The sequence below is a fragment of the Streptomyces sp. NPDC028910 genome (genome assembly GCF_055564955.1).
The window spans coordinates 61738-81376 of record NZ_JBVHVF010000036.1; the positions used below are offsets into that span (position 1 = coordinate 61738).

The following is a 19639-nucleotide window of genomic DNA, read 5'->3' on the forward strand; positions in this document are numbered from 1 at the left end:
CGAGACGAATCGTCTTGCTATAGTGCCCGCATGGCTTTCTTCTCCTTTCTCTGAGTCCCGGGCACGGCCGACGCCGCCGTTTCTGCCGCCCGTAGACACTTCACATCCCCAGGGAAAGCCCCCATGCGCGAACGCGCCCCCATCGCTGTCCCCGCTGCGGCTGCCGTGGCGCAGCTGTCCGTCAAGGACGTCACCAAGTCCTACGGCACCCGCACCGTCCTCGACCAGATCTCCTTCACCGTCCGCCCCGGCGAGAAGGCCGCCGTGATCGGCGAGAACGGCTCCGGCAAGTCCACGCTGCTGCGGCTCCTCGCCGCGGCCGAGATGCCGGACGCCGGGGAGATCACCGTCAGCTTCCCCGGCGGCACCGGCCACCTCGCCCAGACCCTCGACCTGGACCCGGCCCGCACCGTGCAGGACGCCGTCGACCACGCCCTCGCCGAACTGCGCGACATGGAGCGCCGGCTGCGCACGGCGGAGCAGCGCCTCGGCGGGGCATCGCAGGACGAGCTCACCGCGTACGGCGAGCTGCTGATCGCCTACGAGGAACGCGGCGGATACGGGGCGGACGCCCGCGTCGACGCCGCCCTGCACGGGCTCGGGCTCGCCGGGATCACCCGCGACCGCGTGCTCGGCTCGCTCTCCGGCGGCGAGCAGTCGCGCCTCGCGCTCGCCTGCGTGCTGGCCGCCGCCCCCGAGCTGCTGCTCCTCGACGAGCCGACGAACCACCTCGACGCGGCGGCCGTGCGCTGGCTCGAGGAGCACCTGCGCGCGCACCGCGGCACCGTCGTCGCCGTCACCCACGACCGCGGTTTCCTGGAGCGCATCGCCACCACGATCCTCGAGGTCGACCGGGACGCGCGCACCGTGCACCGGTACGGCGACGGCTGGCCGGGCTACCGCGCCGCGAAGGCCGCCGCCCGCCGCCGCGCGGAGCAGGACCACGCGGGCTGGCTGGAGGAGGTGGCCCGCACCGAGGAACTGTTCCAGGCCGCTGGGAAGCGGCTGGCCACCACCGGCAAGGACCCCCGGCAGGGCTTCGGCAAGCACCGCCGCTCGCACGAGGCGAAGCTCGGCGGGCAGGTGCGCGCGGTCCGCGAGCGGCTGGCCCACCTGCGGCGCAACCCGGTGCCGGCGCCGCCGGAGCCGCTGCGCTTCACGGCGGCGCTGTCGGCGGCAGGCGGCGGGCATCCCGTCGACACCCCTTCCCCAAGCTCCCCGCTTCCTTCGAGCAGGGGACTCCCCATTGCCGAGCTCGACGGCGTAGCGGTCGGCGAACGGCTGCGTCTGGACGGGCTGCTGGCGATCGCGCCCGGGCAGCGGCTCCTGGTCACCGGCGAGAACGGGGCGGGCAAGACGACGCTGCTGCGCGTCCTGGCAGGCGACCTCGAGCCGGACGCGGGCGCGGTACGCCGCCCCGCTCGGATCGGCTACCTGGCGCAGGAGCTGCCCGCGCGCTCCACGCGGCTCCCGCTGCTCGCCGCCTTCGCGGCCGGGCGGCCCGGGCTGCCGGAGGAGTACGCCGAACAGCTGCTGGCGCTCGGCCTGTTCCGTGAAGAGGACCTGCGCGTCCCCGTCGCGGCGCTGTCCGCGGGGCAGCAGCGGCGGCTGCAGATCGCACGCCTGGTGACCCGGCCCGCGGACCTCCTCGTACTCGACGAGCCGACGAACCACCTCGCGCTCGACCTGATCGAGGACTTGGAGACGGCCCTCGCGGCGTACCCGGGAGCGGTGGTGGCGGTCTCGCACGACCGCGACTTCCGCGAGCGGTTCCCGGGGGAGCGGCTGGAGCTGCGCGGCGGCCGGAGGTACTGACCCCGCTGGGGCAGGGGCAGGGGCAGGGGCAGGGGCAGGGGCAGGGGCCGGGGCCGGGTGTCGTCCCGCCCGTGCCCTGGCGGGCCGTGCGTCCGTCGGGCCGTCGCGCGAGGGGCGGGCGGCAACCGGATGGGTCTCTTTGGCGTCCTCCTCGTCATGTGGCCGGTCAAGGGAAGAGGAGAAGTCGACGTGGATCAGACTCGTCGTGCGGTACTGGCTCTGGGAGCGGGGGCGGCGCTGACGGCGGCGCTGCCGGCGGGCGCGGCCCATGCGGCGTCGCGCGGCGGGGACAGCGACGCCGTCCGGCGGCTGCGCGGGCTGGAGCGCGAGCACGGGGCGCGCCTGGGGGCGTACGCGCGGGACACGGCCACCGGCAGGACGGTGCTGTACCGCGCCGACGAACTCTTCCCCATGTGCTCGCTGTTCAAGACGCTGGCCGCGGCGGCCGTGATGCGGGACCTCGACCGTGACGGCGAGTTCCTCGCCCGGCGCATCCACTACACGCAGGACGACGTCACGCAGGCGGGCGGGGGCTCGGAGACGGGGCGGCCCGAGAACGTCGCCGGTGGGATGACCGTGGCCGAACTGTGTTCCGCGGCCATCGCCCAGAGCGACAACGCCGCCGGAAACCTGCTGCTTCGCGAGTTGGGCGGCCCTGCCGCGATCACCGCCTTCTGCCGTTCCGTGGGGGACCGCACGACGCGCCTCGACCGGTGGGAGCCGGCGCTGAACTCGGCCGAGCCGTGGCGGCTGACCGACACGACCAGCCCGCGCGCCATCGGACGGACGTACGGGCGGCTCGTGCTCGGCGGTGCGCTCGTTCCCCGGCACCGGGAGCACCTGACGCGGTGGCTGCTGGCCAACACGACGAGCGGCGACCGATTCCGGGCGGGCCTGCCCGCCGACTGGGCGGTCGGGGACAAGACGGGCGCCGGGTCGTACGGGACCAACAACAACGCGGGCCTCGCCTGGCCGCCGGGGCGCCCGCCCGTGGTGCTGGCCGTGCTGACCACCAAACCGGAAGCCGCCGCGCCGCGTGACGACGCGCTGGTCGCCAGGGCCGCCGAGGTGTTGGCGGCGGCGCTCGCCTGACGGGTCCGGCTCGCCCGGCGGAGTACTTCCGGATGCAGCTCAGCGAGGCGTTCGCCAGACTGATCGTGAAGCACGGCATCGAGCTCACCGACGAGACGACCGCGGAGCCGGAGATGATCGAGTTCCAGCGACCAGCGGGTGATCCGCATGGTGCCTGATGCCTGATGCCTGACTCCGCACCGGTGGAACCCACCCGGCGGGCGCGCCTCGATGGGCGCCGAAGTCTTCTGCCGCCAGTCGGCGCATGGCTGGTCGCGAACCTCATCACCTGGCTGGTCGCGAAACAATCCGTTGCGGGCGATGGATCCAAAGTGGCTTATTGGTCCACGGAAGGTCGTCATCGCTGGGACTCAGGACACTATCTGTCCATCGCCAAGACCGGCTACGAAATGTTTTGGTGCCGGGACCGGTACCCGAATTTCCGCGATGTCATGTGTGGAAATGTCGCCTGGTTCCCTGGCTACCCCATGTCGGTCCGGGCGGTTTCCGCCACCGGACTTTCCTATGAAATATCCGCTGTTGTCATCGCTGAAGCGTCTCTGTTCGGCATGTTCGCGGTGTTGTGGTGGTTGCTCGGCGCACGCCTCACATGGGCCACAGGCCTCACCCTCGCCATCGGTACGGTATTCCCGGGCGGTGTCTATTTCCACGCCATGTTTCCGATCGCCACCGGAACGCTGGCACTGCTCGTCTGCATCGTCGGAGTGAAGCGCGGCTCCTGGGCCATTGCTGCCGCGGGTGGTTTCGTGGCGACCTCCTGCCATCCGGTCGGCGCTGTCGCCATCGGCATGCTGCTGTTGAGCGCGCTCTTCGCGTGGCAAAAGGACACGTGGCCGATACGGTGCGCGAAGGCCGGAGGGTCGGCGGCTCTCGCCGGTTGCGGCGTGCTCTGGGCCAAGTGGCTGATGTGGCAGGAGACCGGCCGCTGGGACGCGTACGAGATCCTCCAGGAATCCAGTTATCAGCAGGGTGCCCTACGTCAGCCCTTCGACGAGATGAGGAAGGCCTACGATTTTCCGTTCAGCCACTGGTACACGCCCGAGGGGCGGCTGCCGTGGCTGGTGGAGCACAGTCTCGCCGCGCACAGGAGCCAGCTCTGGCTGAATATCGCTTTCATAGTGCTCATTCTGGCGACGGTCGCATTTCGACTCCTCCGGAACCGTCGACTCGACGTCGAGGAGTGGGCCGCCTTGATCTTGACGGTAGCGATTTTCCTGCTGCCGTTCTTCGCCGGTGCGGAAATGTCGTGGTATCGCAATCATGCGCAAATGTTTGTCGGGCTCGTGCTGGTGGGGCGCGTGTCCCGATGGGTCCAGGTACCCCTGTTGGTGTGGTGCGCGATCCAGTATGCCCTTTTGGGGGCGATGTTTTTCGCCGGGGTGCTGGTGTAACGTTCGAGCGCACTCCGCAGAAACGAATCTCTACTGCTGTTCCTCGTCTGTGTCGCGAGCGACGCCATAGGTGGGCCGGGCTTGGACGGCCGTGTAAATGCGGGCCACGTATTCACCGAGCATTCCCAGGCAGAACAGCTGAACGGCGCCGAAGAACAGGATCGTGGTGATCAATGAGGTCCAACCGGGCAGGGTGCTTCCCGTGGCATGGACGATGAGGATCCAGACGAGAAACGCGAGGCAGACGACAAGACCGAAGGCGCCGATCGCTGTGGCCAGGCGCAGCGGGACTGCCGAAAAGCTGGTCAGGCTGTCGAATGCCAGGAGGATCATCTTGTGGAGGGGATATTTGGTGGTGCCCGCCACCCGCTCTCCGCGCTGGTAGCTGATCTGGCCGGCGGGGAAGCCGAGCCAGGGGATGAGCAGACGATAGATCTGCTGCTGGTCGGGGAGGGTCTTGAGCGTTTCCACGACAGCGCGGGACAGGAGCCGGAAGTCACCGGCCTGAGCGGGGACGAAGGAGCCGGCGAGGCGGCGCATCAGCCAGTAGTAGGCAGCGGCTGTCCGGCGTTTGAATCCGCTGTCGGTGGAGCGGTCGATTCGGACGCCGTAGACGACGTCCAGACCATCGGCCCGGGCCATGGCGAGCATGTCGGGGATGATTTCCGGCGGGTCCTGGAGGTCTGCGTCCATGCTGATCACATAGGCGCCATAGGAACGGCGCAATCCGGCGGTAAGAGCGGCTTGGTGGCCGCTGTTCCGCCGAAGGGTCACGATGCGCAGCTGGGGCCAGGCAGCGCGCAAATCGTCCAGCAGGCGGGGAGTCCCGTCGGTCGAACCGTCATCCACGGCGAGGACCTCGTACGGTTCGCCGCTCGCGTCCAGGATCGGCCGCAGCCGCGCCGCCAGAACAGGCAGGGCCTCCTCCTCGTTGAAGATGGGAACCACGATCGACAGAGCGATCGATTCCCTGCCTGTGTCATACACAGCACTCATGATGCGGGAAGCCCATGAAGCTGGCATTTTGGGAAAAAGCCTCGGGCCACGACCTCGGGCCAGGACCTCGGGCCACGACCTCGGGCCACGACCTCGGGCCGCAGCGCCGCCCGGCGGGCCGGGCGGCTCCGGCTAGCCGGCGCTGATGGCCGCCACGTGCGTGGTGCCGTCACGCAGGGCGGTGATGCGGACCTGCCCCGCGGGGAAGGGGTCCCTTCCGTTCGGGCCGGGGATCTGCGAGAACGGCGTCCAGGAGCCGTCCGGCTTCCTGATGTTGTGCCAGATCCGTCCGTCGAGCCCGACCGCCACGACCTGGGCGCAGCCGTCGGGCGTCCCCGTGATGCCGATGGCGCTGGCCCCCATGGTGGCGGTGCTGACGCCCCGCGGGGGCCGGAAGCCGGTCCAGGAGCCGTCGGGCCGCCGCTGCTGGTGGTACACGATCCCGTCGAGCCCGATCGCGAGGACCTGGGAGGAACCGTCGGGCATCCCGGTGATCGCCAGAGCGGGGCCGGAGAAGGTCGGGGCCCCGTTGTAGCCGGCCAGACGTCCCCAGGCCGTCCACGTACCGTCCCGCCCGCGAACGCAGTGGTACATGGCACCGTCCGTGCCGTAACTGAGCAGCTGGGCGGACCCGTCCGGCATGGCGGTGATCGACACCTTCGTCGCACCCCAGCGGCTCCGCGTGGTGAAGCCGGGCACGGCCCGGAAACCGGGCAGAGCGCCGTCGGCGCGGCGCTGCTGGTGGAAGGTGGTGCCGTCCGTGGCCGTCACCACGATCTGGCAGGTGCCGTCCGGGAAGGCCGCGATGTCCGCCTCCCGGACGGTGAACCCGGTCGAGCCGTCCGGTCCCGCGACCCGCTGCCAGGGCTGGAGCGTGGCCGAGCCCCGTACGGCGGTCAGCCACAGACTGTTGTCGGACGCGATGCCCAACACCACCACCGAGCCGTCCGCCATGCCGGCCACGGCGCTCTGGACCCCAGCGAACGAGGCGGCGCCGGCGGCGCCCGGCAGCGGGCGCATGCTGCTCCACGAGCCGTCCGGGCGGCGCTCGGTGTGGAAGAGCGCGCGCCGCTCGACGTCGTACGGAGGCAGTTGCGCGGAGTAGAACCACACCGGGTTGGTGAGGGCCACCAGTTGGTCCAGCGTGGTGGAGGCGGGCTTGGGCCGACGCACCTCGGCCCGGGCGAACAGGGAGGCCTTGCCCCAGCCGCGCCAGCGCAGCTGCCCCCTGCCGCTGCCGTCGATGCAGGTGGCGGCCATGATGCCCCACTCCGTATACAGCGTGGCGATGCTGTCCGGGGCGCCCGTCACGTCCAAGGTCACGTCGACGCTGTCGAAGAAGGACAGGGGCAGTTCCTCGCCGGGTCCCGCGACCGCTCCGCCGGCGCGGGCGGTGAAGTCCAGGGTCACGGCTGCGGATTCGACGGCGTACGACCGGCCCAGGCGCAGTGCGTCCAGTACGGCGGGCGTCGACAGGCTGGTGGCACGCACCACGTTGTGGGGCCGCCCGACGGCGTCCGCGGGGCTGTGGGCGTCGCTGTTGCCTACGGCGGCGACCCGCTTGCCGAGGCAGAGCATGACGTGCCAGGCCGCGATGTTGGCCGCGTCGTCCAGGGTCCAGGGTCCGTTCCACACCTCCAGCGCGTCCACGCGGTCGAGGCCGAACTCCCAGAAGGATCCCGGTGCCGGAGTGAGCGGATGGGCGGCGATCGTGAGTCCGCCCAGACTGTGCACGCGCCGGGCGTGGGCCTCGAACACCCCTTGGTCGGCAGGGCCGTAGCGCCAGTCCACCCATTCGCCCTGGGGCAGGCCGACGGCCAGCCAGTGGCCGTGGCGGGTGGTGACCTCCTCGGCGTTGATGACCAGCAGGTCGCTCGGGACGTTGCCGTGCCATGTCACGCCGGTGGAGCTGGTGTTGTGGTCGGACGTGGCGATGAAGTGCAACCCCTCCTGGCGGGCGGCCGCGACGATCTCGTCCACCGTGCGCTTCCCGTCGGAGTGCACGCTGTGCAGGTGCAGGTCGCCCCGGTACCAGCCGGGTCCCCGCCCCGCCACCGAGGTCGGCAGGATGTCGTACGGGGTCGTGGGCAGCGCGTGTCCGAGGTGCAGGGTGACGTCGACCTGCCAGGCCATGCCGGCGGCGGCGCCGACCATCGGCCCCAGGATGACGGACCAGCTGCCGGGCCCGACGGGCCCGGGGACGTACCCGGGAGTGGCGTCCGCCGCGGAGAGGGTGAACCCGGACCGTTCGCCCCCGGACCAGCCGCGGAAGCCGGGCGGGCCGAAGATGCCGAGGTCCAGGATGCCGGCGGAGGCGTCGTGGGAGGTCGACACGGAGATCCGTTGCACTCCGGCGGGAACGTCGAAGGCGACGTACGCCCACTGGTCGTTGCCGTACGGGGAGCGGCCCCGGTAGGTGGTGGTCACCGTGTCGGTCCCCTGGCCCCTCGTCGCGGCGTGTGCGACCGGGGCGGGAACCAGCGCGGCGGCTCCGCCGGCGGCCAGCAGGGCCCCTAATCGGAGCAGGGACCTGCGCTCGACACCCGGGCCGGGGTCGGGCGCATCCTTCGGGAGGTCATCTTCACTCGGCACAGCGGTGCTCTCCGTTCACGTGAGGTGGGTGGGGAGTCGGGGCGAGCGGCGCTCCCGCCCGGCGGCGCGGGAGCGACGTCGCCTAACGGCGCGAGCGCTGGGCCTCGACGATCTGTCGCACGGAGCCGTCGAGGTCCGTCCGGCCCTGGATCCGCTCGGCGAACCCGGGGAACTGTCCGGCGATGGCACTTAGCAGCCGCAGCTCAAGCGGTGCGACGTTGACCTCGCACAGGTCGCGGCGGACGGCCCGGACGACGCCGTCGGCGACCTGGTCGGGCGTGACGGTCCTGATGCCCTTCGGCGTAGCGGCGCCGGTGGCCGCGAACATCCCGGCGTCCCGTACGAAGCCGGGCTGGACCAGGGACACCCCCACCCCCGTGCCCCTGAGCTCCTGGCGCAGGGCGAGCGCGAATCCGCGCAGCCCGAACTTCGTCGCGTTGTAGAGGGAGGTCGACTTGGTCGCCGCCTTGCCGGAAAGGGAACCGACCAGCACGATGTGGCCCCGGCCGCGGGCCACCATGTGCGCCGCGAGCAGCCGGGACAGCAGGACGGGCGCGCGCAGGTTGACGTCGAGGGCGCGGTCGAGCTGCTCCTTTGTGTAGTCCAGAAGATCGCCGCTGGCGGGCAGGGCGGCGTTAGCGACCAGGACGTCCGCCTCGGCGCAGGTCCCGGCGAGGCGCACGACGTCGGATCGGACGGCCAGATCGGCGACCACGGTGCGGGCGCCACAGGCGTCCGCGGTGGTCTTGAGGGCCTCCTCACGGCGCCCGGTGACCGTGAGACGGGCCCCCTGCGCGGCCAGGCGCGCGGCCAAGGCGGAGCCGATGCCTCCGGTGGCCCCGGTGAGCAGAACGTTCGATCCGGATATGTCCACGACGACTCCCATGCGGCGTCCCTGTGCTGTTCGTTCGAACGAACAGTAGGGATGACCCCGCCCCTTGTCCACACCTCGGTCGCCCCCAACTCCCCAGCCCTGCCCGGGTGGTCGTGCCGGCCGATGGGGCAGAATGTCGCCATGCCCCATGCTTCCGACACCCGCCAGAGCATCATCGACGCCGTACTGCGGATCATCGGGCAGGACGGCATCGCCGCCGTCACCAACCGGCGGATCGCCAAGGAGGCGGGAGTCTCCCTCGGTTCCGTCACCTACCACTTCGCCACCCAGCACGAGCTGCTGCGCGAGAGCCTGCTGCACTTCGTGGCCGAGGAGACCCGGCACTTCACGGCGCTCGCCGACGCATGCTCCGACGAGCGCTTCGACATCGGGCAGGCGGCCGAGGTGGTGGCGCAGGTCGCGGGCGGCAACGTCTTCGACAGCCGCCACATCGCGCCCTTCGAGCTGTACGTCCAGGCCGGCCGCGACGAACGGCTGCGTGCCGCCGCGGCCGAGTGCTTCGCCGCCTACGACCTGCTCGCCACCCGCGTCCTGACCCACCTCGGCGTGCCGGACCCCGAACGCCTGGCCGGCGCCGCCGTCGCCCTCGTCTTCGGCCAGCAGCTCCGCCGCCTGGCCACCGGCGCCCCCGCCGTGGACCTCGTCGACACCCTGCTGATCCTCACGAAGTTCACCGCGACCGACGCCCCGTAAACCCCGAGGCGGGGACCAGAGGACGAGGGCGTCAGACCGCCCCGGATCCCGTGGCGGCGCCCTCCAGTCGCTCGCGGGTCACCCGGTCACCCACCAGCGACGCACGGGAGCAACGCCCGCCGTCCGTGCGCGGTCGCGACGGCCGGCCGCCGCTCCGTGTCCCCAGCTGCTTGGATGGCGTCCAAGGAAGCGATTCGTTGCACACACCGCACCACCCGAGCGATGAGGAGGATCTGATGAGCGCGGCCGATGAGGGACGGCAGTGGCCGGACGAGGTGAGTGCCGACAACGCGAGGACGACGCTGCTGCAGCTCCTCGCGCGGGCGGGGGTCCCTTCAGGTGACGCGCGGCAACTGATCGGGCTCCTGGAGGCAGGTGCGCTGGCCCTCGCGCACGAGGAGCTGAGCGGCGACTGGAGCGCGCCGGGGGACAAGGGCGAGGCGTACGAGTCGGGCTGGCTCGACGGCGCCGGGCACCTCCTGGACGAGCTCGGCATCGTCGTCGAGCGGACCTTGCTACGGGTCGTGGGCGAGGACGGGCCCCAGGGCCCGGCCGGGGAGCATCCTCGGGCCGGGCGGATGGAGGTGGAGCGGACGCGGGTGGCGGTCACACCTCTGTACCTCTCGTTCACCGCGGCCTCCGAGCTGGATCCGGAGGTGACCGAGGAGGTGCTCGCCGCCGTCCTCGGTACGATGAGCCCCTTGCAGCGGGCCAGGTACGCCGGGCGTCTGACGGAGTTCGCCGCCGCCCACCGGACCCGGCTGGAGCGACTGTTCGCGGCGTACGGACCGGGCAGCGCCACCACGGTTCACGGCCGCTATTCGCTCCTCCACTCCGCCACGAGTATCGCCGTGCTGGAGCGGCTCGTCGCCGCGCCGCAGGAGCTGCGGGAGGAGTGGGACGCGGCGGAGCTGCCGCCCGCGTGGCTGGACGGGCTGACGACCGCTTGGAACGCTCCGGCCTGACCCACTCGGCACGCGGCTTGTGCGCGCGGCAGCACAGCAGGTCAGTCGACACGGGGGATCCACATGCGGTACCGCTTCACGTCCTACCATCCGGCGAGTGACGCCGAGGCAGCCGTCACGGACGGCACCCGGCTGGGCGGCCTGCCGCACTGGCTGGAGGAGCCGCAGTGGCCGGTCGACCCGTATGAGAACGAACTCGCCCCGTTCATGGGGCAGTTCCCGGTGCCGGCGACGGACGGCGGCGGGAACGGGGACCGGATGGTGTACCTGTTCGCCATCGGGTTCTCGAGTGAACACGCCACCGTCGTCGTCCAGCCGGGCGGGCAGGTCACCGAGTCGCGGCGGCCCCGATGTGGTGCCGGTCTGGTTGCAGGGCGACGCCCTGCCGGGCGAGGGCTGGCAGCTGGTCGCCCAGCTCGACTCCCACCAACTGCCCTTCGACGTCAACTTCGGTGACAACGGGGGCGGTTACCTATTCCTCTCACCGGACGGCAAGAACGCCGAGTTCTTCTTCCAGAGCTGCTGAAGGGCCGGGCATGGAGCATCCCCGGTTCGGTCCCGTGCCGAGGCCGCCCGGGATGCGACTGCCGTAGTTCCGGTACCCGAAATCGTGCTGCACGCAGGCAGGGGTCCGCCGGGCGGAGGAGGGTAACCAGCCCGTCAGCGGAGCCGCGGGGCGCGGATCCTGGCCAAGGGTCCGGAACCGGCCCGGAACCGGCCCGCGCCGACCGCCTCTTGCCCGCTCTCCTCGTCGCGACGTCGAGGCTCTTGACGGTGCTCGTCCGCCCTCACATACTGGCGGCCAAATCGATTTGGCCACATCGATTTGGCCCACCGTCCAGGGCTTGGTTCCGGCTGAAACCCGAACGTGCCATACGCCGAACGGAGCTCACACGTGTCCAGTCCCCGCCAGACCCTCCCCGGTACGGAACAGCCACCAACGCCGCAGCCCACGCACCCCGTCGACGAGTCGCGCCCCCTCGGCCGGATCGTCCTCTTCGGGATCCAGCACGTTCTCGTCATGGCGGCCACCCCGATCTCGGCGATCTTCCTCATGAGCGCCACCCTCCGCCTCGACCCGGGCCTGACGGTCAATCTGCTGTCCGCCGCCTTCGTGCTCTCCGGCGTCGGATCGCTGATCCAGTCTCTCGGGCCTTGGAGGTTCGGGCCCCGGCTGCCGTTCGTGATGCTGCCGGGCGGCGCGCCGCTCATCCTCTTCCTCGCCATCGCCGAGCAGCACGGCCTGCGCACGGCCACCGGCGCGGTCATCCTCACCGCTGCCTTCTACTTCGTCGTCCTGCCGGTCTTCTCGCGGCTGCTCGTCTTCTTCCCGGCCCTCGTCATCGGCACGATGATCGTCATCGTGGGCGTCAATCTGGTGAAGGTCGGCGCCGTCCTCGTCACCGGCCGTCCCGGCCAGCCCGGCTTCGCCGACACCACGAATCTCGCGCTCGGCATGGCGACGATCGGTTTCACCGTCGTCTTCTACCTGCTCTTCACCGGCGTCCTGCGCCAGCTCGCCGTCATGCTGGGACTGCTCGCCGGCACCGCCCTGGCGGCGGTTCTCGGCGCCATCGACTTCGGGCGCGCCAGCGAAGGCGGCCTGGTCAGCATGCCGCAGCTGCTGCCGTTCGGCTCACCCGAGTTCAACCTCCTGGCCGCCCTGCCCCTGATGCTCTACAGCCTCGCCTCCATGGCGGAGGCCACCGGCCAGACCGTCATCAACGCCGAGGCCGTCGGCAAGGAGATCGACAAGCGCACCGACGTCCCCAAGACGGTTCGCGGTGACGCGCTCACCTCCCTCTTCGGCGGATTCTTCGGACTGCCGCTGATGGTGACGAGCGGCGAGAACATCGGGATCGTCCGCGTCACCGGCGTACGCAGCCGCTTCGTCACCGCCGCGGCCGGAGTGGTCCTCATCGTCATCGGATTCCTCGCGCCCGTCACCCGCGCGATCAGCGTCATCCCGGCCGCGGTCATCGGAGGCACCGCCATGGTCGTCTTCGCCGTGATCACCGTTCTCGGGGTGCAGATGCTCGGCCGCTCGGACCTCGACAAGCACACCAGCACCTTCATCTGTGCCGTCGCCCTCGCGCTCGGCCTGTTGCCCATCCTCATCCCCGGTGTGTACGCCGGCTTCCCGCCGAACGTCCGCATCCTCCTCGAAAGCGGCGTCGCCGTCGGCGCGTTCGTCGCCGCCGTCCTCAACATCCTCTTCCACCACATCCGCCCGGGCATCGCTGCCCGCTTGGCCGGCACCCGTACCGAAAGCAGCCGATGAACCAGCTCTCCCGTGACCTCCTCGACGGCCACGGCCCGCTCCTCCTCGTCCCGGACGCCGTTCTGCTGCCCGAAGGCCCCGTCGCCGGCCTCGCGGTCGTCGTCACCGACGGCTCATTCGGCTCCGTGGGCCCCGCAGAGGAACTCCGGGCTACGCATCCGCACCTCGACGCCGTACGGCTGCCCGGCCACCTCCTGATGCCCGGCTTCGTCGACGCCCACCACCACCTCACGCAGAGCTTCGGCTCCGCGCTCGCCTTCGGGGAGCCGTCGGAGATCTTCCGGCGGGTGTGGGTGCCGCTGGAGAGCGCGCTCGACGAGGAATCGGCCTACGCGGCAGCGAAGTTGGCGGCCCTTGAGGCGCTGCGCGGCGGCTTCACCACCGTCACCGACGCCGGTACCCGAGCCGATGTGGACGTTGACGTCGTCGCCCGCGCCGCCCGCGACGCGGGAATACGCTGCGTGCTCGGACTCGTCTGCAACGACGCCGAGTACGCCGAGCACGCCGAGGACGCCGCTCCCTCCGTCCTCGCGGCCGCGGCGAAGCATCTCGCCCGGTACGACGGCGATGAGCTCGTCCACCCCTCCCTCGCCGTCTCCGTTCCCGAGGCGGCCACCGCCACGACCCTGCGACACACCGCCCGTCTCGCCTCGGAAGCCGGAGCCACCGTACAGATCCATGTCAACGAGCACCTGGCCGGTGTCGAACGTTCTCTCGTACAGCACGGCCTGCGCCCGCTCGAATACCTGCACCACATCGGCGCGCTCGGCCCACAACTGCTCGCCGCGCACGCCACCCTGCTCACCCCTCGTGAGCTGACCCTGCTCGCCGACACCGGCACCGCCGTGAGCTACAACCCCGTCGCCAGCGCCTGGAAGGGCAACGCGGTCGCCCCGGCCACCGCCATGGCCGAACGCGGCGTCCGCTTCGGGCTCGGCACCGACGGCACCCGTGGCGACGGATTCCGGCTCGCCGAGGCGGCCGAATTCGCCCAGAGGCTCGCGTACGGCCTGATCACCGGCGACTCGTCCTGCGGCGCCGGATGGACCTGGCTGGAGAGGGCCACCCGCGGCGGCGCCGACGCGGTCGGCCTCGGCGCCCGCACCGGCACCATCGCCGAGGGCCTGGCCGCCGACTTCCTCCTCGTCGATGTCACCACCCCGGAACTCGCGCTCTCCTGGGACCTGCCGTGGGAACTGGTACGGCGCGGCAACCGCGACCAGATCACCGCCGTGTTCGTCGCCGGCCGACTGCGCCTGTGGCGCGGCCGGCCCACCACCTGGGACGGGACCGCACTCGTACGGCAGGCGGCCGAACTGGCCCGCGCCGCAGTGAAGAGGGCCGCCATCACCCGTGTGCATCCGACCTCCACCGCGGCACGCGCGCGGAGCACCGCACGATGAGTACCGAGACACTCGTGGTCCTGGCCGTCACGGTGGCCGTCGCCGCGTTCGTCCAAGGCAGCAGCGGACTCGGCTTCGCCCTGATCGTCGCACCCGTGGCCGGGATCCTGGATCCCGGTCTGCTCCCGGTGTTCGTCCTGGCGTCGATGATCCCGCTCAACCTGTACGTCGCCTGGCGCGAACGCGCCTCGCTCGATCTGCGTGGCGCGGGCTGGATCACAGCCGCGCGGCTCGCCGCAACCCCCGGGGGACTGGCGCTGCTCTGGCTGATCCCGGACCGCAGCCTCGGCCTGTTCGTGGGCGTCGCCACCGTCCTGGCGGCGGCCGTGAGTCTCGCCGCACCCGCCTTCACTCCCGGCAGGGCCGCCTACATCGGCGCGGGCGCGGTGACCGGGCTGACCGAGACCGCGACCGGCATCGGCGGCCCGCCGCTCGCGCTGGTCTACCAGCACCGGCCGCCCGCCGAGCTGCGCTCCACCGTCGCCCTCTGCTTCCTCGTCGGTGAAGTGGCGTCGCTGGCGCTGCTGTTCGCCACCGGGGAGGGGCAACCGGCCGATCTGGGCTGGGCAGCCGCGCTGCTCCCGGCGATCGCCGCCGGAGCGTGGCTGAGCCGCCTGGTGCACCACCGGATGGACGCGCGCAGGACGCGTCTGTTCGTGCTCGTCTTCGCGCTGGTCTCCGGCCTGCTGCTCATCTCGGGGGTGTGACCCTCAGCGACGACGGACGCGCGATCAGCCTGGGCTCGGGCGACGTGGCCACCGCCACGGTGGTCACGTCGCCACGCAGCCGGCCCAGCAGCAGCTCCACCGCGTCGGACGCCGCCCGGTCCAGATGCAGGTCGACAGCCGTGAGCGGCGGCTCGCACGTACGGGCCCGCAGGCCGTCATAGCGGGTGACGACCATGACGTCGTCCGGTACGGCGCGCCCGCTCTCCCGGATCGCCCGGACCGCACCCACGGCGAAGGCGTCCACCAACGCGCAGACGGCGTCGATCCCGGGGTGCTCGGCGAGCAGGGCCGCACAGCGCTCATAGCCGGCCTGTTCGCCGCCCGCCTCGGGGGCGGTCGCCACGATAGGCGTCCATGCGTACTCCTCGGCGAGGCGCTCGTAGGCGGCGCGCGCGTCCACCGACGAGTGCCGTGCCCCGGACCCGATGATCAGCGCCGGCCGCCTGGCGCCTTGTTCGTACAGATGGGAAAGCAGCAGTTCGGCGACGGGCCCGCCGCGCAGATCGACGTACGGAGCGGCCTCGTCCGGTGAGACGGGCCTGCCGAGCGCCACGTACGGGAGCCCGCGCTCGGTGAGATGGGCCGCAGCCGCGTCGTGCACATCCGGTTCGACGACGATGGCCCCGTCGATGTCGACGGAGTGCAGACCTGTACCGGACTGCACGGGCGGTACGAGGACGAGCGCGTAGTCGTGCAGCAGGGCGCTCTCGGCGGCAGCGGCGGCGATCTCCATGTAGAACCCGAGCCGGGACGGCCCTCCTGCCACCGCGAACGGCATGGAAGAGGCGAGCGCGATGGCCTTGGCCTGCCCGCGCCGCAGCCGCTGGGCCCGCAGGTTGGGCCGGTAACCGAGCTCCGCGGCGACCTGCTTGATGCGCTCCCGCGTCCGGGGGTCGACCTTGCCCAGCCCGTTGAGGGCGTGCGAGACCGTCGTCCGCGACACACCGGCGGCACGTGCGACATCGGCGATCGTCGGTGGCTTGGAGCCGAGACCGGAAGTTGGCATCTGCGCGCATGCTCCTCACGTGCGAGGACGAGTGACCTCACCATCTTCGCCGATGGGAGCGGTGGCTGAGCCGAATGGGTGAATGTTCGCCCCGGGGCCGCTTGGACCAGGGAGGATAGGTCCGATATCACCCGTATGGGCTACATCATCGTGGTTACTCCGTGTGGGTGGCCCTACGGTCGAAGGGGCGTGTGTCGACTTTCCGCGGCGCACGGGTCAGCCCGTACCAGGGAGGTCGACATGGGCTTCGTCAGTAGATCCGTCGCAGCCGTGGTCGTCACCGGTGCCGCCGTGCTGGCGGGGCTGACCACACCGGTCGGGGCCGTCGGCCGGGATTCCGCGCCCACCCACCCGGTTTCGACCCGTCTCCTGGGCGAAACGTGGGTGTACTGCGGGAGCCAGTGGGGTGGCGGCCTGGCGGTCCACGCGCAAAGCAAGTCGGCCTGTCCCACCGCTCTGAAGGTGGCGAAGGCGTTCTACGTAGCGTCGCAGAAGACGTCCGTGGACGAGCGACCCGTGACCGTGACGGTCGACCGCGTTCCCTGGACGTGCGAGAGCCGAGAGGGAACCCCGAATCCGTACATCGCATGCGTCAACCAGAACGACCGGGGCGAACAGTTTCAGTTGAACTCCTGACCGTCTGGTGATCAGAGAAGAGGAACCTTGTGATGCGTACATCACAGCTGCTCGTGAAGGCCGCCCTCCTGGGCACCGTGCTCACAGCCGCCGCCGCCCCGGCCGTTCCCGCGAGCGCGGCCCCTTCACCCACACCTTCCCCGAAGTACACGGTCGGAGAGGTCGCACCGCCCGGCATCGCCGGCCTGCCGACCTGCGGGGTCGGATACGGCCTCATGGTCATCGACCGTGACCAGGCCGTGCTCGTCGCCGGCAGCGGGAACTACGTCAACGAAATCCTCCAGCGGGGTCAGACGGTCAAGGACTTCCGTGGCGGCACCCTCACCTTCAACCAGGACGGAAAGAGCATCACTTACAACGACTACGAAGACCACGGCGGCAAGCGCGTCACCGAGGTGTGCAAGCCGCTCGATTAGGCGCCGGACCCACGCCTCTCAGCCGGTGTGGAGGATCCGAAAGCGATCGGGTTCCGCCGGATCTCGGTCAACGACTTGGACGGGCGCCCAAGCCCATTGCCACACGCTGATGCCCGGCACGCGGGAGAACCGGATCGGCCCGCGGGTGCCCTCGACTTCAACCGCCCGCCAGAATTCGGCCGTGTGCGCCCGGCCCGCGCCGTGAGAACGCAGCACATCGGCGAGGACGGAGACCGTGTCGTAGCCCTCGAAGGCGACGAAGGAGGGCGCTTCGGCCAGCCGCTCGCGAAGGGCCGTTTCGACTCGGGCACCGAGTGGGCCGAGGCGTTCGGGCAGGTAGCGCAAGAAGGGGATCGCGGCGCTGTCGTCGCCCAGCGAGGCCAGCCATTCGGCGAATTCCGGTTGCCCGGCCGGAGCACCGATCATGATCCCGGCGAGGCGCTGGTCGTGGCGGACGGACTTGACGATCGACACGGCCGGCTCCGGGTGGCCGACCAGAAGGACGAGGGCTGTCGCGCGATGGTCGACGAGTCGGTCGCACACGGCGGTGGGGGCGAGCTCTCGCATGTCGAGTTCGACGACGGTGCCGCCGCGCGGAGCGAGGTAGTCCCGCAGAATGCGGGTCCCAGATGCCCAGTAGACACTGGACTCGGCTGCTACGGCGATGCGCCTGTGGCCCGCGCCGAGGAGGAAGTCCGCGTAGATCTGCCAGCCGTGGGACTGCGCCGGGGCGAGGCGCGCGACCCATTCCGTCGGCTGTTCGGTGAGCGCGTCGAGAACCGCTGACGAGCAGAGGAACGGCAGGCCGAGGGCGTCGGCCCTGGCGGCAGCGGCGCGAGCGACGACGCTGTGATATTCGCCCGCCACAGCAGCCACGCCCAGGCGAGCCAATTCGTCCACGGCCGCCGCGGCCCTCTGCGGGTCAGCCGCGGTGTCTCGGACGATCAGCTCGAGTGGCTTTCCGGCGATCCCGCCGGCGTCATTGACTTCGCGCACGGCAAGCTCGAGTCCCGCGAGCAAGTGTCGGCCTGCCTCGACCCAGCCAGGCCGAGTCAGCGGGACGAGAGCGCCGATCCGGACGGATGATCCGTCAGTTGGCGTCGGTCCAGGCCGTGATGGCGGCGTATGCATGCGTTGACGTCTCCCGTGTGACGATTCCGTTGCTGTCTGCCCGGCTCGGCCGGCCACGCCGAGTCAGTGAGCTCGGCGTGGCCCGGTTCGCGCTCTGCCTGATGCACGACCGCAAGAAGTCCGCCTTCAAGGGTAGGGGTCCGAGGTGTCAGTCCGTCGGCCGGGTCGGCTCGGCCGCCTCGTCAGCAGGCTCCGCCTGCCCACCGCCGAACACCTCCTTGACGAGCCTCTGCGTCGCCCTCTGGAACGCCTCGGCCAGGGACAGTGCCGCGTCGTCCACATAGTTCAGCGAGGCGGTCAGGGTCTTCCTGCCGTCGGGCGTGCTGTACATCAGCGCCGCGTGGCCCGTGATACCGCCGTTGTGGGTGACGATGGTGCCGCCGTGCTCCGTGTCCTGCACGAACAACCCCAGGCCGTAACCGACCTTGGGATGCGGCTTGCACATCTCGGCCAGCAGCGGGGCCGGCAGGAGCTTGCCGCCCATGAGCGCGGAGATGAACGTATGGAGGTCCTGGGTGGTCGAGATCATGTCACCGCCGCTGGAGATCCAGGAGGGGTTCTGGCGGGTGACGTCGACCGTCTTCTGCCGGCCGGCGTCCTCGTACCGGTAGTAGGCGTGGGCGTGCGGCTCGGGGACCTCCTGTCGGGTATCCGGGACCACGGTGCCCGACAGCCCGAGCGGCCCCAGGATCAGCCGCTGCATCTCCTCGGCGAGCGTGCGGCCGGTGACCTTCTCGATCAGCAGCTTGGCCAGCACGTAGTTGGTGTTGGAATAGCTCCAGTCCGTACCCGGCTCGAACCGCGCCGGCTTGGACAACGCCAGCCGTACGAGCTCCTGCGGCCGGTAGGTTTTGAACCGGTTGTCCACCCACTCCCGACCCTGCCAGGGGATCCCCGGCACGACCGTCCCGTCGTCCTCGTACTCGCCGGTGAAGTTGAACACTCCGCTGGTGTGCTGCAGCAGCATCCGCACCGTGATCCGCCGGTCCAGCCCCAACTCGGGCAGGTAGTCGTCCGCCGGGGTGTCCAGCCCGATCTTGCCCTCGGCCACCAGCCGCAACACCACGGTCGCGATGAAGGTCTTGGTGTTGCTGCCGATCCGGACCCGCCCGTTGGCCGGCGGCTTGGCGCTCTCGCCGAGCTTGCGCACCCCGGCGCTGCCGACCCACTGGCCCCGCTCATCGTGCACGCGCAGCTGCAGTCCGGCGAAACCGGAATCGACGATCTCCTGAATGGCCTTCTGTAACTCCGGGCGATTCTGCCCGGCAGTGGTGAGGGACATGGCCGTGCGCTCCTTATGGGTTGCGTGGATGGTTGTCGCGGTGAGGGTGCTGCTGGGCACCTCGGACGGTCTTGTCGCCGTAGGTCTTGCGTCAGAGGCTGCGGGCGGTGATGTCGCCGTGGGCGGTGGTCGCGTGGATGGTCAGGCCGGCGTCGGCGCCGTCGGTGTTCTTCAGGGCGTTGTGGATGCGGCCGTAGGTGGTGCCGGCGTCCAGGGATGCGGAGACGCCGCGGGCGGCGCCGATCGACAGGTCGCCGGACTGGGTGCGCAGGGTGACCGTGCCGCTTACGGCTTCGGTGATGTGGATGTCGCCCTTC

18 protein-coding genes and 1 pseudogene are annotated in these 19639 nt (G+C 70.8%); 12 read left to right on the plus strand and 7 right to left on the minus strand.

The annotated features are described in order from the left end of the window. Positions 1 to 123 precede the first annotated feature (123 nt). The 4 genes from abc-f to ACZ4TV_RS30980 all read left to right on the plus strand — a co-directional run bounded on the left by abc-f (position 124) and on the right by ACZ4TV_RS30980 (position 4298). Positions 124 to 1815, plus strand: a complete 1692-nt coding sequence (abc-f, locus tag ACZ4TV_RS30965) for a ribosomal protection-like ABC-F family protein (protein WP_468138467.1) — start codon at positions 124 to 126, stop codon at positions 1813 to 1815. Between the two features lie 156 nt (positions 1816 to 1971). Continuing rightward, the gene (bla, locus tag ACZ4TV_RS30970; protein WP_468138488.1) at positions 1972 to 2907 is read left to right on the plus strand and encodes a class A beta-lactamase; all 936 of its coding nucleotides are present in this window, start codon (positions 1972 to 1974) and stop codon (positions 2905 to 2907) included. A gap of 32 nt (positions 2908 to 2939) precedes the next feature. Continuing rightward, entirely contained in the window at positions 2940 to 3065 is a 126-nt protein-coding gene (locus ACZ4TV_RS30975; protein ID WP_468138468.1) for a hypothetical protein, read from the plus strand. A gap of 6 nt (positions 3066 to 3071) precedes the next feature. Next, positions 3072 to 4298, plus strand: a complete 1227-nt coding sequence (locus ACZ4TV_RS30980; protein ID WP_468138469.1) for a hypothetical protein — start codon at positions 3072 to 3074, stop codon at positions 4296 to 4298. A gap of 30 nt (positions 4299 to 4328) precedes the next feature. On the opposite strand, the gene ACZ4TV_RS30985 is transcribed toward ACZ4TV_RS30980, so the two are convergent. The 3 genes from ACZ4TV_RS30985 to ACZ4TV_RS30995 all read right to left on the minus strand — a co-directional run bounded on the left by ACZ4TV_RS30985 (position 4329) and on the right by ACZ4TV_RS30995 (position 8760). Continuing rightward, complete coding sequence (locus ACZ4TV_RS30985; protein ID WP_468138470.1) at positions 4329 to 5294, minus strand: glycosyltransferase family 2 protein; 966 nt, start codon at positions 5292 to 5294, stop codon at positions 4329 to 4331. A gap of 132 nt (positions 5295 to 5426) precedes the next feature. Continuing rightward, positions 5427 to 7721 (minus strand): CehA/McbA family metallohydrolase, encoded by a 2295-nt coding sequence (locus ACZ4TV_RS30990; protein WP_468138471.1) that lies wholly within the window; start codon positions 7719 to 7721, stop codon positions 5427 to 5429. A 247-nt stretch (positions 7722 to 7968) separates the two neighbouring features. Beyond that, positions 7969 to 8760: an SDR family NAD(P)-dependent oxidoreductase gene (locus tag ACZ4TV_RS30995; RefSeq protein WP_468138489.1), complete on the minus strand. Its 792-nt coding sequence runs from the start codon at positions 8758 to 8760 to the stop codon at positions 7969 to 7971. A 141-nt stretch (positions 8761 to 8901) separates the two neighbouring features. Between ACZ4TV_RS30995 and ACZ4TV_RS31000 the strand changes: the two genes are divergently transcribed. The 6 genes from ACZ4TV_RS31000 to ACZ4TV_RS31025 all read left to right on the plus strand — a co-directional run bounded on the left by ACZ4TV_RS31000 (position 8902) and on the right by ACZ4TV_RS31025 (position 14830). After that, entirely contained in the window at positions 8902 to 9474 is a 573-nt protein-coding gene (locus tag ACZ4TV_RS31000) for a TetR/AcrR family transcriptional regulator (RefSeq protein ID WP_468138472.1), read from the plus strand. 236 nt (positions 9475 to 9710) lie between these two features. Then, positions 9711 to 10439 carry a hypothetical protein gene (locus tag ACZ4TV_RS31005; RefSeq protein ID WP_468138473.1) on the plus strand — a complete coding sequence of 243 codons (729 nt, stop codon included), beginning with the start codon at positions 9711 to 9713 and terminating at the stop codon, positions 10437 to 10439. Between the two features lie 289 nt (positions 10440 to 10728). Further along, complete coding sequence (locus ACZ4TV_RS31010) at positions 10729 to 10965, plus strand: hypothetical protein (protein WP_468138475.1); 237 nt, start codon at positions 10729 to 10731, stop codon at positions 10963 to 10965. 369 nt (positions 10966 to 11334) lie between these two features. After that, on the plus strand, positions 11335 to 12720 hold the full coding sequence (locus ACZ4TV_RS31015) for a uracil-xanthine permease family protein (protein ID WP_468138476.1): 1386 nt from the start codon (positions 11335 to 11337) through the stop codon (positions 12718 to 12720). Continuing rightward, on the plus strand, positions 12717 to 14123 hold the full coding sequence (locus ACZ4TV_RS31020; protein ID WP_468138477.1) for an amidohydrolase family protein: 1407 nt from the start codon (positions 12717 to 12719) through the stop codon (positions 14121 to 14123). The genes ACZ4TV_RS31015 and ACZ4TV_RS31020 overlap by 4 nt, the downstream gene beginning before the upstream one ends. Next, positions 14120 to 14830, plus strand: coding sequence for a sulfite exporter TauE/SafE family protein (locus ACZ4TV_RS31025; protein WP_468138478.1), 711 nt, complete (start codon positions 14120 to 14122; stop codon positions 14828 to 14830). Before ACZ4TV_RS31020 ends, ACZ4TV_RS31025 begins: the two co-directional genes overlap by 4 nt. Here the strand turns inward: ACZ4TV_RS31025 and ACZ4TV_RS31030 are convergent. Continuing rightward, positions 14814 to 15857, minus strand: coding sequence for a LacI family DNA-binding transcriptional regulator (locus tag ACZ4TV_RS31030; protein ID WP_468138479.1), 1044 nt, complete (start codon positions 15855 to 15857; stop codon positions 14814 to 14816). The two genes, ACZ4TV_RS31025 and ACZ4TV_RS31030, sit on opposite strands and share 17 nt — an antisense overlap. Before the next feature lie 240 nt (positions 15858 to 16097). Here ACZ4TV_RS31030 and ACZ4TV_RS31035 point away from each other — a divergent pair, with 240 nt between their 5' ends. Continuing rightward, positions 16098 to 16493, plus strand: a complete 396-nt coding sequence (locus ACZ4TV_RS31035; protein ID WP_468138480.1) for a hypothetical protein — start codon at positions 16098 to 16100, stop codon at positions 16491 to 16493. 32 nt (positions 16494 to 16525) lie between these two features. Further along, positions 16526 to 16909 carry a hypothetical protein gene (locus ACZ4TV_RS31040; protein WP_468138481.1) on the plus strand — a complete coding sequence of 128 codons (384 nt, stop codon included), beginning with the start codon at positions 16526 to 16528 and terminating at the stop codon, positions 16907 to 16909. Between the two features lie 18 nt (positions 16910 to 16927). On the opposite strand, the gene ACZ4TV_RS31045 is transcribed toward ACZ4TV_RS31040, so the two are convergent. The 3 genes and pseudogenes from ACZ4TV_RS31045 to ACZ4TV_RS31055 form a co-directional block, all read right to left on the minus strand. Continuing rightward, positions 16928 to 18040 carry an ABC transporter substrate-binding protein gene (locus ACZ4TV_RS31045; RefSeq protein WP_468138482.1) on the minus strand — a complete coding sequence of 371 codons (1113 nt, stop codon included), beginning with the start codon at positions 18038 to 18040 and terminating at the stop codon, positions 16928 to 16930. A 148-nt stretch (positions 18041 to 18188) separates the two neighbouring features. Next, positions 18189 to 19322, minus strand: coding sequence for a serine hydrolase domain-containing protein (locus ACZ4TV_RS31050; RefSeq protein ID WP_468138483.1), 1134 nt, complete (start codon positions 19320 to 19322; stop codon positions 18189 to 18191). 91 nt (positions 19323 to 19413) lie between these two features. Further along, a pseudogene (locus ACZ4TV_RS31055) lies at positions 19414 to 19639 on the minus strand (DUF4097 family beta strand repeat-containing protein); the annotation flags it as partial.